Source organism: Kingella denitrificans ATCC 33394 (assembly GCF_000190695.1).
GTDB classification, from domain to species: Bacteria; Pseudomonadota; Gammaproteobacteria; order Burkholderiales; family Neisseriaceae; genus Kingella_A; species Kingella_A denitrificans.
The window spans coordinates 1,626,554-1,640,933 of the sequence record NZ_GL870929.1 but is presented as its reverse complement, the minus strand read 5'-3'; the positions used below and the strand labels follow the sequence as shown (position 1 = coordinate 1,640,933).

At 49.2% G+C, this 14,380-nt stretch carries 11 protein-coding genes and 1 tRNA gene; 4 read left to right on the top strand and 8 right to left on the bottom strand.

The genetic code is table 11. From position 1 onward, the window contains the following. Nucleotides 1–176: 176 nt before the first annotated feature. On the top strand, nucleotides 177–1,886 hold the full coding sequence (gene recJ / locus HMPREF9098_RS08215; RefSeq protein WP_003783803.1) for a single-stranded-DNA-specific exonuclease RecJ: 1,710 nt from the start codon (nucleotides 177–179) through the stop codon (nucleotides 1,884–1,886). A 116-nt stretch (nucleotides 1,887–2,002) separates the two neighbouring features. Here the strand turns inward: recJ and HMPREF9098_RS08210 are convergent. From HMPREF9098_RS08210 to HMPREF9098_RS08185, 6 genes are all read right to left on the bottom strand, one after another. Continuing rightward, nucleotides 2,003–2,078, bottom strand: a tRNA-Phe gene (locus tag HMPREF9098_RS08210). A 45-nt stretch (nucleotides 2,079–2,123) separates the two neighbouring features. Beyond that, a complete protein-coding gene (locus HMPREF9098_RS08205) occupies nucleotides 2,124–2,489 on the bottom strand; it encodes a roadblock/LC7 domain-containing protein (RefSeq protein ID WP_003783802.1) in 366 nt (121 codons plus the stop codon). Between the two features lie 19 nt (nucleotides 2,490–2,508). Then, nucleotides 2,509–3,168 (bottom strand): hypothetical protein, encoded by a 660-nt coding sequence (locus HMPREF9098_RS08200; protein ID WP_003783801.1) that lies wholly within the window; start codon nucleotides 3,166–3,168, stop codon nucleotides 2,509–2,511. Nucleotide 3,169: 1 nt separating this feature from the next. Continuing rightward, nucleotides 3,170–3,706 (bottom strand): GTP-binding protein, encoded by a 537-nt coding sequence (locus tag HMPREF9098_RS08195; protein ID WP_003783800.1) that lies wholly within the window; start codon nucleotides 3,704–3,706, stop codon nucleotides 3,170–3,172. Between the two features lie 21 nt (nucleotides 3,707–3,727). Next, nucleotides 3,728–4,864, bottom strand: a complete 1,137-nt coding sequence (locus HMPREF9098_RS08190) for a hypothetical protein (protein ID WP_040564873.1) — start codon at nucleotides 4,862–4,864, stop codon at nucleotides 3,728–3,730. An 8-nt stretch (nucleotides 4,865–4,872) separates the two neighbouring features. Further along, entirely contained in the window at nucleotides 4,873–6,300 is a 1,428-nt protein-coding gene (locus HMPREF9098_RS08185; protein ID WP_003783798.1) for a hypothetical protein, read from the bottom strand. Between the two features lie 197 nt (nucleotides 6,301–6,497). On the opposite strand from HMPREF9098_RS08185, the gene HMPREF9098_RS08180 reads away from it, so the two are divergent. After that, complete coding sequence (locus HMPREF9098_RS08180) at nucleotides 6,498–6,833, top strand: hypothetical protein (RefSeq protein ID WP_003783797.1); 336 nt, start codon at nucleotides 6,498–6,500, stop codon at nucleotides 6,831–6,833. A gap of 42 nt (nucleotides 6,834–6,875) precedes the next feature. Here HMPREF9098_RS08180 and dnaE read toward each other — a convergent pair whose 3' ends face one another. Together dnaE and HMPREF9098_RS08170 are read right to left on the bottom strand one after the other, a co-directional pair. Continuing rightward, on the bottom strand, nucleotides 6,876–10,310 hold the full coding sequence (dnaE, locus tag HMPREF9098_RS08175; RefSeq protein ID WP_040564380.1) for a DNA polymerase III subunit alpha: 3,435 nt from the start codon (nucleotides 10,308–10,310) through the stop codon (nucleotides 6,876–6,878). 158 nt (nucleotides 10,311–10,468) lie between these two features. Then, nucleotides 10,469–11,560: a porin gene (locus HMPREF9098_RS08170; protein WP_040564379.1), complete on the bottom strand. Its 1,092-nt coding sequence runs from the start codon at nucleotides 11,558–11,560 to the stop codon at nucleotides 10,469–10,471. Nucleotides 11,561–12,075: 515 nt separating this feature from the next. Here HMPREF9098_RS08170 and murJ point away from each other — a divergent pair. After that, entirely contained in the window at nucleotides 12,076–13,614 is a 1,539-nt protein-coding gene (gene murJ, locus HMPREF9098_RS08165) for a murein biosynthesis integral membrane protein MurJ (RefSeq protein WP_040564871.1), read from the top strand. Between the two features lie 129 nt (nucleotides 13,615–13,743). Beyond that, nucleotides 13,744–14,022 (top strand): hypothetical protein, encoded by a 279-nt coding sequence (locus HMPREF9098_RS08160; RefSeq protein ID WP_040564378.1) that lies wholly within the window; start codon nucleotides 13,744–13,746, stop codon nucleotides 14,020–14,022. Nucleotides 14,023–14,380 lie beyond the last annotated feature (358 nt).

Below are 14,380 nucleotides of genomic sequence, written 5' to 3'. Positions count from 1 at the left end.
GTTTTGGGGCATTTCGACGGATGGACTGACGTTTTTTGTCGGATTATAAATGCCCACATTGATTTGATATACAAAAAAGCAGCCTGCACATTGAATTCATGATGTTTAAACACTTGCATTTCGCTTTTGTCGGTGCGAATATCGTGATTTTTATTGTACAGGCTGCTTTTTAAACTATGGCTTTGGTCAAACATATTGCAACACGCGAGATTGATAACGCTATTCAACAAGCTCTTCAGGAAAAAGGGGCGCCGCCCTTATTGGCGCAACTTTATGCGTCCCGCCAGGTGCATTCCGCTGATGAACTGGATGATGCCCTGAACCGTCTCATCCCCTACACCCAGCTAACCAACTGTGTCGCCGCCGCCCAACGTTTGGCCCAGGCTATCGAACAGAATGAAAAAATCCTGATTATTGCCGATTATGATGCCGATGGTGCAACCGCCTGCTCTGTCGGCATCAAAGGTTTGCAAAGCATGGGCGCAACGGTTGATTTTTTTGTGCCCAACCGCTTCGAACACGGCTACGGGCTGACACCCGAATTGGCAGACATCGCGCATGATTTGGGTGCACAACTGATTCTGACCGTGGATAACGGCATTTCCAGCCACGACGGCGTGGAGCGTGCACGGCAATGGGGCATCGACACCATTGTGACCGACCACCACCACGCTGGTTCTCATGTGCCCAACTGTTTGATTGTGAACCCCAACCAGCGCGGTTGTACCTTTCCCAGTAAAAATCTGGCGGGTGTCGGCGTAATCTTTTACGTGCTGATTGCCCTGCGTGCCGAATTGCGCCAGCGCGGCTGGTTTCATGCAGGATTGCCGGAACCCAAACTGGATTTGCTATTGGACTTGGTGGCGTTAGGTACGGTGGCCGATGTCGTGCCGCTCGACCACAACAATCGGATTTTGGTGTCGCAAGGGCTGAAACGCATCCGCGCAGGCAAAATGTCGTTCGGCATACAGGCCCTGTTCCAAGAGGCTCGGCGCGACGCACGCAAAGCACAGCCATTCGATATGGGTTTCGCGTTGGGACCACGCATTAACGCGGCCGGCCGTTTGGACGACATGAGCCTGGGGATTCATTGCCTCTTGTCCGACAATTTGGACAGCGCACAGCAAATGGCTCATGAACTCAATCAATTAAACCAAACCCGCCAAGAAATCGAACAGGATATGCTGCAAAACGTGTTGGCCTTATGTCCGAGCGAATTGCCGGAGCAGCAAACCACACTGGCGGTCTTTCACGAAGATTTCCACCAAGGCGTGGTCGGCATTGTCGCCAGCCGCCTGAAAGAGCGCTTTTATCGCCCGACATTTGTCTTTGCGCCTTCGGATGACGGCGAAATCCGTGGCTCAGGCCGTTCGATTACCGGCGTGCATTTGCGCGATGTGCTGGACAGCGTCGCCAAACGCTGCCCCGATATGATTATCAAATTTGGCGGCCATGCGATGGCAGCCGGCCTGACCATGCATGCACATCGGTTTGAAGAATTTTGTACGATTTTCGAGCAGGTGGTACGTGAATGGGTGGATGAAGACACTTTGGCGCAGACCTATTTGACCGATGGCAACCTGCACGCCAGCGATATTACACTGGAACACGCACATTTACTGAACGGACAGGTTTGGGGGCAAGGTTTCCCTGCTCCTTCGTTTCACGATGAGTTTTCCGTGCTGCGCCAACAGCCGATGGGTGCGGACAAGAAGCACACCAAAGCATGGCTACGCAAAGAAGGCCGCGAATTTGAAGCGATGTTTTGGCGGTGCGATGTCTCTTTGCCGGAGAAAATCCATATCGTGTACCGGCCAACGGTGAACGAGTGGCGCGGCAACGAAGAATTGCAACTATATGTAGATTATTGGGAGCCGGTTACATGAAGTGCAGGCTGCTTTTTAACGACCAGTTTGACATCGAAAAGCAGCCTGCACCTTGATATTTGTAATGTCTGCGCATAAAAATCAGCCCAAGCAAAATAAATGCTTGGGCTGTTGTCTGGTGGCCAGAGGCAGGATCGAACTGCCGACACACGGATTTTCAATCCGTTGCTCTACCAACTGAGCTATCTGGCCAAATGAGTTGGCGATTAAACCACGTTTTCAGAATACCGTCAAATATTATTTAGTGATATCCACAACGCTGCGTGCCGCGCGACGGGCATCCAACAAAATCAAGCCCAGTTTCGCACTTTCTTTTGCAGTTAAGCACAGAACGTGAGAGCCACCCGCTTGGATAAGCAAAGTATAACCGGCCGTGCCTTTCACGATAACCTGTTCCAATTCGCCGCACAACAATTCATGAATCGTCCGGTTACCCAACGCCAACAAAGCGGCAGACATCGCACCAACGCGGTCGGCATCAACATTATTGGGCAAGATGTGGGCAATAGGCAGACCATCGGTGGAAATTACGGCAGAAGCGGTAATATCTATAGATGAGCGATTTAAATCACTGAGTACAGAAGTTAAAAGTTGTTCATGCATTTTTTCTATTTCCTATTTTTTAAAATGTTGTGCCTAAGCTCGCGGCAGCATCCGCCGTTTGATAGAGCGCGTAAACCAAAGAAACGAAAGCCTCTTTATGCAACTGCGGCGTTCCACCCGTCACCAAAATATACTTGGCATCATTGATATAAATCGGGAAGAATGTTAGTTCGCTCTGGCCAGTGGGGTCACACAAACCCCATGCATTTTGATAAATATTCAAATTGTTTTTAATCAAAAGCGCATGACGTTCAGACAACCGAATCGCTTCACTCGCCAAAATAGCCACCTCTTCTGCCGCTTCGTGATTAAAACCAGAGTTAGCAAAATAGAAACCATCTTGGTCAATCAGCAATGCTTTTTGGCTATCCGACATATGCGACAGCAGATTAACCAACGTATCATCGTCCAATTTTGGAAATTCCACAGGTGTTTCAGCACCATACAAAAACTCCAATCGCTGAAGGCGGTACAACAAATTCAGCGCAGTATCCAAATCATCAGTTTCCGCCCATTGCAGCAATTTTTCCGGCGTAATCGGCTCACTGCGTCCAGAACTCAGAATATTGGCCAATAGAGTTCGGCTGGCGCTGCTGCTTTTATTTGCAATGGCATAAAATGCGCCCGCAGGTGTGATATGTGGATATAAATTGGTTTGTAAGGAAAGAGTCGATTCCATATTATACCTCTAGGCGTGGGTCAATCTGGAACAGCATTGCTGTTACCAATTGTTTTACATCATCTTCGTTACGCGCATCAATTTCGAAAACAGGAACATTCAAGCCATGCTGTGCCAAATACTTTTGATACACTTCAACACCAGGCACCGCACGAATATCCATTTTCGTAACGCCGACAACTACGGGAGCTGTTTTCAGCAAGTCCGCAAATGAATCCAAGAAGAATTTCAAGTCTTTCAATGGATTGCCACGCGTATTATCCAGCAGCAAAATCAAACCCATACTGCCCTGACTCAAAATATCCCACATGAAGTCAAAACGCTCTTGTCCAGGGGTACCGTAAAGGTGGATTTTTGTATTTTCATCCAATTGAATAAGACCATAATCCATCGCTACCGTGGTATAACCTTTACGCACAGCCGTCATATCAGATGCGCTAGCATCAGTTTGTACCGGCGGTTCATCAGACAGCGCGGCAATCGCCGTTGTTTTACCAACGCCCACAGGCCCCGTAAAAATAATTTTATTTTCTATCATAATAGCAAACACCTTATTTCATTATTTATTCAACAGTTTCTTCATTAAGCGACCAAGTAAGCCACCTGATTTTTGCGCTTGCTGAGGTTGTGCAGCCTGCTCTTGTTCGGAACGCTGGGCAGCGTGAGTATGCGTACTCACAGTTGCTTGAGTGGCAGAATGTCCGTTTGCCGTATCTTCTTTCACCTGTTGCGTAATTTCCAAGTAATCTGTCAAATAAGTAGCCGCAATATAATTCAAAATATCAGCCATCTCTAATGGCATCAATTTATACAGCATATTTAAGCTGACTGCTGTTTTGGTCAAGAAAGCAGACAACCGCATAGACTCCGGCACTGGGGCCAATCGTGTCAAATTGGGCCAGCTTTTTAATTTAAATACCGTATTTGGGTTAATCGGCTGAACCAAACGACCGTTCGCAGTCCAAAGGCCAACTTGCCACATGCATGACGTAACTGTTGCATTAACGCGTTCCTGAACATTACTGTCATCAGGAATTTGTTTAATTTTAACATTGACATGACCTTGTCGGCAGTATGCTTTTAATTGCTCGGAATCTACCGCAACCCAAACTTGCTGGATATTGGAAAAAACAGCCAAAACCGGTTTGTCATCGATCAAAATAGCGGCGTTGCGTTGTTGGGCAAGCACTTCTCTAAACGCCCCCAACAAACCCACGTTTGGATCAAAACGTGGAATCGTGATTTCACTCGCGCGGTGATGCGAAACAGGACTATGAGTAGTCGCCGTTCCAGCTGTTCGCGCAGCAGGTGTGGTAGATGAATGGGCGGATGAACTGGAAGAATTAACAACCCACACACCATTGCCCTGCATCAAGTTACGCAAACTTAAGAACAGCGTATCGAATTTGATAGGTTTAGACAAATATGGCGCGGTTACAGGAGGTGGTGATTTTGAGAAAAACACAACCACACTACCCTCATAAACACCTTTGGCCTTATGCCAAGCTGTAACACCTGCCGATGTATCACCATCAACAATTACCAATTCGGGTTTCTCGCCAGATGCAGCATCCACCACCTGATAGTTGGTCGTGTTGTGCATCTTGAACGCCATATTGAACATAGCTTGCTGTTGTTCATCTACTGCAACAAACAACAACTTCACCGTTTTCACTTGTGGTAAATTATTATTTATCATTATTTTCAATGTCCAAATGAACCATTATTAAACCGTTGCAGCAATTGGCTCATAGCCAACACCACTTCCTCTGGCAATGTTTGTACTTGTGAACGCAAGTCTACCAACATATCCTCCAAACGACCCCATTCTTCGGCGCGCTCATACAAATCAAACAATACAATATACAACTGCGATTCTTGCGGATGTTCTGTAATGGATTGCTCCAGCAACTCCATCGCGCTTTCCAATTGTCCGTACATCAGCAACGAATCTACTTCTTTCAGAATACGCTCAACTGCTGTACGCGGTTCTTTATTGACTTCAACTTTCTCTGAAACCAGTGCCTGATAGCGAGCTTTCTTCAAACTACCGCCATCCAGAAATCCCTGCTGCATCCCTATTTCTTTTAAGGCAAGTTCATTAGGGTTGGATTCCAGCTGTTCAAACACCGGATGCTGGCCAAGGCTATACCCCCAACCCAGCATTCTTTCCTTAACCTGACGACCATATTGACCAAGGCTGTAATACAAATTCCACAGATGGCCAGCAAAGCCGTTGATGTTTTTGGCACGATAATCCAAAGTCAGTGCATCAATCAGCAAAGACGCAGGTTTTCTTGACCGGCGAATCGCCATGTTCAAATATTTGGTTGCCGCATCATAACTCAAAGAATCTTTAAGCAATTTCACACCCTGCTCCGGCTCCATAAAGGCCAAAACCGCACCTTTTTCATCATTGTTGATGCCTTTAAGCGCAGCATTGCCCAAAACCAACGGTTGATGCGGTGCTGTATCTTGCGCAATATCGCGGGTTTTCTTCTTGAACGAAGGTGCTTGTTTTTTGGGAACTTCCGGCGCTTGGGAAATCGTTTTTTCGCCAATCTCCTCGGCGGTTTTTTTCACGTTCCAACCCAAGCTGTTTTCCGCCAACACACGTAAGCCCAGATGGTTCGGATCCAATGCCAAACCGGCTTTAATAAAGCCTTCCATCTGTTCTCTATTCAACAGCGATTGGTATTTCATCAACGCATCGTTAACGGCATCGGGATTTTTGGCCTCAATCCACAGGCCGACCAATTCCGAAACCAAAGACGTATCTGCTTTTTTGGTTTTCTCCAGATAGTCCGACAGCGATTCGGCTGCTTTCTCATAATAGCCGAATTGTTTGTATACATTAAATTCCGTTAAGGCATCAACGTCCTGCACAGAAACCTTGGTGTCATCCACCACGTTTGCGCTCTTAACGACACCCCAGTCCAGATTTTCCTGCTCTTCCTGGTCTTCGTCATCTTCCGCTTCAACGGCCGCCGCTCTTCTGGCTTTCGATGAAGTGCGTTTTGTTTTGTCGTTCGACTGGGCGGCACCGGCTTTTTTTCGGCTGGCCATTATCGCAACAACGCCGACTGCAATCACCAAAATGGCAATCAGTCCCAACATTATCGGGTCATCCATACAACCCCCTTCACACAAAAATCAAACGATTTTTTCATTCTGTTTTCTTCCTTATTATGATATTGTTGCCCGGAAGGCGACATATAATAATTTGTGAGTTTAACATCATATCTACACAATCAACAGCTTTACATACAAACTCTTACAATTTTGCTTGATTTTTGTTGCGATTTTCCAAAATTTAACACGGTGGTTTTATGAATACTCCAACACCTTTGTCCTGGCTGCTGCAAGCCTCGCCGCAGCAGCTTTCTGCCTTTTGCGAACACAATCCCGCGTTGGTAACTTTGCTGTTTGAATCATGGCAAAAATTCCAACAGGAACGCGCCGATTTGTTTGTGCAGGCTGCTTTTGCAGCGGCCGAACCTTATGCGCCAGGCTTTTCACCCGATGATTTGAGCCACAGCCCGATAACGCCGGAGGAAATGGCGGAATTCCTGCGCGTGTTCGACAGCAAACAAACGCGCGGCCAGATATTTCCTCAAGACATTGAAATCAGAGAACAAGACTGGGAAATACTGGACTCGGAATAGGCGCAAAAGGGATGCAGGCTGCTTTTTAGGGCATAAAAACCATCAATCGATGCTGATGGCTTTATCGCCCAGCAAATGTGCCAAGGCCGCCAGCAGCGGTTCGGTCAGTGCGATTCTCCATTGCGGCGCGGGCAGTAGTTCGCCGTATGCGCGTTCGTTTTGATAACGGAAGCGCAGCCCGATACGGCGTTCTTCTTCCATCTGGGTATGCGGCAGCAATAGCTGTGCCAGCGCATCGATATCGTGTGCAGGCTGCAATGTCAGCGTTAAGCAGTCTGCGTATGCGACGCGTGCCTGGTTCAGCGTGCGCACAGTATTGGCATTGAGCCGCAGTTCGCCGGATTCGTTGCGGTACACGCGGCAGTCGCAAATCAGGATTTGGTCGGCCTGCAACACTTCGCGCGGCAATTCGGCCAAAATGTCGCCCTGCACCAACACTTCCTGTTTGGCTTCGTCGTCTTCCAGCATGATGGCGAGCATTTTGCCGCGCTTGGTCATGATGCTGCGGATGGAGGTGGCGAAACCGGCAACACGCTGCGTGCCGTCCTGTTCGCTCAATTTTGCCAACGATACGGGGGCAACACGGCGCACTTCTTCGCGGTATGGCGAGAACGGGTGTCCGCTCAAATAAAAGCCGATGGCGGTTTTTTCTTCGGCCAGCTGCACGGCTTCGCTCCAAGCGGGTGCAGGCTGCATTTGGATGTCGTCAATCACATCGTCAAACATATCGAACAAGCCGCCTTGGTTGGCCGATTGGTGTTTCTGCTCGGCGTTTTGCAGCGCCAAATCCACATTGGCCAGCAGCATGGCGCGGTTGGGTTCGAGCGCGTCGAATGCGCCGCCGCGAATCAGGGCTTCCACCGAACGGCGGTTGATGTGCTTGCCCATGCGTTCGCAAAAATCCAGCAAGCCCGTGAACGCGCCGTTTGCTTCGCGCTCGGCCACAATCTGGTTCACCACCGCCTCGCCCGTGCCTTTAATCGCGCCCAATGCGTAGCGGATTTCGTTGTTCGCATTCGGGATGAAGCGGTAGAAGGACTGGTTGATGTCGGGCGGCAGGAAGCGGATGCCGTTCACGGGGCGCTGTGCATCGTCAAAAAAGACTTTGAGCTGGTCGGTATTGTCCAATTCGCTGGACATGGTAGCCGCCATGAATTCGGCCGGATAATGCGCTTTGAGCCACGCGGTTTGGTACGACACATACGCATAAGCCGCCGCGTGCGATTTGTTGAAGCCGTATCCCGCAAATTTTTCCATGTAATCGAAAATTTCATCGGCTTTGGCGCGGTCGATATTCTGTTTGGCCGCCCCTTCGGCAAAAATCTCGCGGTGCTTCACCATTTCTTCGGGTTTTTTCTTACCCATGGCACGGCGCAGCAAGTCCGCACCACCCAGCGAATAGCCGCCAATCACCTGTGCAGCCTGCATGACCTGTTCTTGATACACCATAATGCCGTAGGTCGGTTCCAGCACGGGTTCGAGCAACGGGTGCATATATTCGAATTTCGCGCCTTTCATCCGCGCCACAAAATCGGGAATGTTCTCCATCGGACCGGGGCGGTATAGCGATACAAACGCAATCAGCTCTTCAAATTTCGTGGTGTGCGCCGTTTTCAGCATCTGCTTCATGCCGCTGGATTCGAACTGGAAGACGGCGGTGGTGTTGGCATCGCGGAAAATTTGGTACGCCGCCTGGTCGTCCAGCGCAATGCGGTTCACGTCAATGTCTTCGCCACGCGTTTGGCGGATGAATTGCTGCGCCATTTCGATAATGGTCAGGTTGCGCAGACCCAAAAAGTCAAATTTGACCAAGCCGATTTCTTCCACGTCGCCTTTGTCGTACATCGAAACGGGCGACGAATGCTCATCCGCCTGATACACGCCGCAGAAATCGGCAATCCGCCCCGGCGCAATCAATACGCCGCCCGCGTGCATGCCCAAATTGCGCGTCAAATCTTCCAGTTTCAGCGCCAGCGTCAATAATTCTTCGGCTTCTTCCGCTTCAATCAACGTGCGGATTTCGGGTTCGGCTTCCAAAGCAGCCTGCAACCCTAGCGGTTTGTTGGCTTCCACAGGCACCAGTTTGGACAAACGGTCGCACAGGCCGAACGGTAATTGCAGCACGCGCCCCACATCGCGAATCACCGCTTTGGACGACAGCGTGCCGAACGTCACGATTTGGCTGACCGCTTCTTTACCGTATTTTTCGCGTACATATTCAATCACGCGGCCGCGGTTGGCTTGGCAGAAATCGATATCGAAGTCGGGCATGGAAACGCGTTCGGGGTTCAGGAAACGCTCGAACAGCAGCGCGTATTTCAACGGGTCAAGGTCGGTAATCTTCAATGCATACGCCACCAGTGAGCCCGCGCCCGAACCGCGGCCCGGCCCCACAGGGCAGCCGTTCTGCTTCGCCCAGTTGATAAAGTCCTGCACAATCAGGAAGTAGCCCGGGAAACCCATCTGGATAATCGTCTGTAACTCGAAATCCAGCCGTGCCTGATATTCGGGCATTTTCGCATTACGCTCCGCTTCGTCGGGATACAGCACTTCCATGCGTTCGCGCAAACCCTGATTGGCCAGCACGCACAAATAATCATTCAGCGGCATGCCTTCTGGCGTGGGGAAATCCGGCAGGAAATTCTTGCCCAATTCCAATTCCACATTGCAGCGTTTGGCAATTTCCAGCGAATTGGCCAATGCAGCCGGCAAATCGGCAAAACGCTCCGCCATTTCTTCAGGGTGCGCGAAATACTGGCTGTCGGAAAAATCATGCGGCCGCTTGTCGTCCGCCAGCACCCAGCCGCCGGCAATGCACACCCGGGCATCGTGCGCCGTGAAGTCTTCGCGCTGCAAAAACTGGGTCGCATGGGTCGCCACCACCGGCAAATCCAGCTGCTCCGCCAAGCGCACGCTGCCCGCCACCACCGTTTCCCATTCCGGCTTATCCGGCAAACGCTGCACTTCCAAATAAAACGCCTGTTCAAACCACGCCGCATATTTTTGTGCAGCCTGCAATGCCTGCTCTTCATGCCCCGCCAGCAATGCCTGGCCGATTTCACCCCACTGCGCGCCCGACAGGCAAATCAAACCCGAATTGTCGCCTTCCGCCAGCCATTCTTCCTGCAACTGCGGTGCTATCAAATCGCGGTATTCGTCAGTATGCGCCAATGTCAGCAACTCGCCCAAACGCACGTATCCCGAATGGTTGCGAATCAACAGCAAGGCACGGAACGGCTGTGCAGGCTGCTTTGGATTGGCAATACGGACTTCCGCACCCAAAATCGGCTTCACCCCGGCTTTGCGGCAGGCCTTGTAAAACTTGAGCAGGCCGAACGTGTTCATTAAATCGGTCAATGCCACGGCAGGATAGCCGTATTCAGCGGCGGTTTTTGCCAGTTCTCCAACGCGGATAATGCCGTCTGTGATGGAAAACTCGGAATGGGCGCGAAGAGGGATGTAGGGAATAGCGTTCATGAAAGTGCAGGCTGCTTTTGAATCCAAAACGCTATTCTAACATATTGGCGAATTCAAATTTGCAGGCTGCTTTTTAGAGATTGATGGCAATGGGGAATGAGTAAATGAAAAATCCCACCAAGCAAAACTTGGTGGGATTAGATTAGCTAAATGCTAAATTAGAATTTGTGTTTCAAGCCAACGCTTAAAGTACCAGCGCGGAATTTCTCATCACCGCTACCAGCTTGAACGTAACCAACTTGAGCATTTGCTTGAGTACGTTTAGACAATGCGTAGTCAGCACCTACTACACCTTGGATGTAGCGACCGTTACCGAACAATTTAGTGCCGTCTTCTTCTTTGATACCGAAGCCGTAACCAACAGAAGCTTTAACACGCAGTGGTTCAGTTACATTGTATGCAACAGTACCAGCTACTTCGTTTACAGTTTTCGCATCTGCAAATACGCTGTCTGCAAGTTCTGCACGTTTAGTGTTTTGGTAAGCAACACCTGCGAACCAAGGTTGTGCATCGTAACCCACTTGGGCAACGATTTGATGACCAGGTTTAGTACCATTCGTAGTTGTTGCAGCTTTGTTAGCATAACCACCAGCTACGTCAGCAAAGAAACCAGCATTTTTGTAGTGCAAGCCCAAAGAGTAGATGGATTTGCTGGCGTTAGAGTAAGTATCAGGATTGCTAGCATCCGCACCATTGTTGTTGTCGCTAGGAGTTACGGAACCTTCAACTGTGAAACCACCGAAGTCTGGGCTGACATAACGAACGCTGGTAGAACGTTTGTTCAATGCAGTTGCGCGAGTGAACACACCCAAACCGGCATATTCATTGTTATATTCCCAAATGTCCAGTTTGTCGTTAGTGTAGCCAATGGCGTTGTGTTGGTAACCAACAGTTACTTGACCAAAGTTACCGCGCAAACCGATGAAAGAGTCACGAGTACCGAAGCCGCTCGCTGTAGAAGCGTTTACTGTACCAGCACCACCAGGCAGAGTAATTGTTTGAGAACCATTACCACCACCAATGTTCACTTTTTGTTCCAATTGCCAGATAGCTTGCAGGCCATTGCCCAAGTCTTCGTGACCTTTGAAACCGATACGTGAACCGTAGTCAACGATTTGAGTTACAGTACCGTCAACATCTTTGATTTTAGAAAATTCTACACCGCCTTTGATTTGGCCGTACAGGATTACGTCTGCCATTGAAGTTGCAGACAAAGTAGCCAATGCTACTGCAATTAAGGTTTTTTTCATGTTCAAGTTCCTTTTACTTGTTGAAAAAGGGATTGGCTTTCGCCAACTGTTGTAAAAACTTACTTCACTTGCCAAACAACTGGGTCTGGCGTTGTGGGTGTAATATAGCGATATTCATGTGGGTTACACAAGTGTTTGCAACGGGCATTTACGTTGGATTTACTTTTTTTGGTATTTTATTTTAACGTAAACCAATGTTTTATCTGCTCTTTATTATATGTTGCAAAAATAATACAGTTTTCTTTGGCAGCGTATTTTGTGTTGTTTTTTTGACACATAATTAAGGTGCAGGCTGCTTTTTATGGCCTTGTTACGGCAATTTTAGCAGATATAAAACTTCCTGCCGCAACAATAAATACCCTTGCCCTCAATTTTATCCCGCCAACCAAGGCAGCCTGCACTTTCTCGTGCCCACCTATAATATAAGAAACCAACCATCGAAATCCTGAGACTGATTTAATCGGCCGTATCTTTTCATGTTAAACTTCGCGCCTTTATATTTGGACAGGCAGACCATGAATTTACTGGCGGTTTTGGCGCGGCTGAGCAGCATGACGATGCTTTCGCGCGTGTTGGGCTTTATCCGTGATGCGGTGGTGGCGCGCGTTTTCGGCGCGGGCGCGGCAATGGATGCTTTTGTGGTGGCTTTCCGCCTGCCCAATCTTTTGCGCCGCATTTTTGCCGAAGGTGCGTTCTCACAGGCATTTGTGCCGGTGCTGGCGGAATATCGGCAAAACCAGTCGCCCGAAAATACGCAGCGGTTGGTGCAGCATGTGGCGGGGATGCTGTCGTTTGTCCTGTGCATTGTGACGGCGATTGGAGTTTTGGCCGCGCCGGTTGTGATTTGGCTGACGGCCAGCGGCCTGAACGACGGCACACGCTTTGATTTGGCCGTATCGCTGCTGCGCGTGGTGTTTCCTTATATCCTGCTCATTTCGCTGTCGTCTTTTGTGGGCAGCATTCTGAATACATACAGCCAATTTTCCATTCCTGCGTTCACGCCGGTTCTGCTGAATATTTCATTTATCGTCTTTGCCGTATTTTTGGTGCCGTATTTCGACCCGCCCATTATGGCGCTGGGCTGGGCGGTGCTGGCGGGCGGCGTGTTGCAGTTGTCGTTCCAGCTGCCCTGGCTGTTCAAGCTGGGTTTTCTGAAAATGCCGAAGCTGGATTTCCGCGATGCCGCCGTGAACCGCATTTTAAAACAAATGGTGCCTTCCATTATCGGCTCTTCTGCGGCGCAGATTTCGCTGGTGATTAACACGATTTTCGCTTCTTATTTGGCGGTGGGCAGCGTGTCGTGGATGTATTATGCCGACCGCTTGATGGAGCTGCCTTCCGGCGTTATCGGCGCAGCGTTGGCCACCATCCTGCTGCCCAATCTTTCCAAACATGCCTCCGCCAACAGCCAAGCGGAATTTTCCGCCCTGCTCGACTGGGGATTGCGCCTGTGCCTGCTGCTGATTCTTCCTGCCGCGGTGGGGCTGGCCGTGCTGGGTTTCCCGCTGGTGGCAACGCTGTTTATGTACCGCCAATTCAGCGTGCACGATGCACAAATGACGCATTACGCGCTGCTGGCCTATTCGGTGGGGCTGCCCGCCATGATTCTGCCGCGCATTCTGGCTTCCGGCTTTTATGCGCAGAAAAATGTGAAAACACCGACCAAAATCGCACTGATTTCGCTGGCATGCACACAGTTGTTCAATCTGATACTGGTCTGGAATTTGAAGCACATCGGCCTGGCATTGGCCACCGCATTGGGTGCATGGGTGAACGCCCTGCTGCTGCTGAGTATGCTACGTATCCGCGAACTTTACACGCCCCGTGCCGGCTGGCGGCGCTATCTGCTCCGCATCGGCATTGCCTTATGCGTGATGGCGGGCGGACTTTATGCCGCACAGTCTTTTTTCCCCGTGGACTGGGGCAGCCTGCGCGGCTATCACCGTGCCGGGATTTTAGCGGCGTTTATCAGCTTGGCAGTGCTGCTGTATTTTGCCACGCTACATCTGCTGGGCTGGCGTGTGCGCGAGCTGAAACGCGTGGAACAGAAATAAACGGAGAAAGCAGCCTGCACACCTTAATATTAAAGGTATCGAATTTGAATGCAGGCTGCTTTTTGGATAAACTGGCACACAACTGGCTTATTTCAACCATGCCAATCGATTCAACCCAAAGGAATAACGATGAACATCAACCAATTTCAAATCAGCAACTATGTAAAAAAGCAAATCGACCAATATCTGGCCGACCATGAAACCACGCTGCGCAACGCCATGGACAACGAACAGCAAAGCCGCGAACTGGCCGCCATCCTGCACACCGGTTTCCCCAAAATGGTACAGAAGATTTATTCTCTGGCGAAATTTGAAAAATTCTTCTGGGAAAAACGCGACCTGCTACACGAATATCTGGCCGCACGTTTCACATCGCTGGAACAGCAAGCAGCAAAAAAAGCCAAATAAGCATTGAGCCGCGATAAAAAGCAGCCTGCACTTTCAACATTGGAAAAGTGCAGGCTGCTTTTATGGCTTTATTCGGCGACAAAACGTCAGAACGGTTGTTTCTATATAAGGAAAGAATGAAAAAATAAAAATCTAATTATTTCAACTTGTTGCAATCAAATATTGATGACTTTCTTAAAAATACGTAAAAATAACCCCGATAACAGAGTAATTATATCATTATATTTTACAATATTAACGTAAAATTTTTACACATTGCTTTCAAGAGCCAACCATTTATGTTCTCTGTTTTACTTTTTGAAAATAAAACAGAGGACTTCTATATTTTGGTGTAAATAATTCTCTTGAATAAATTTCT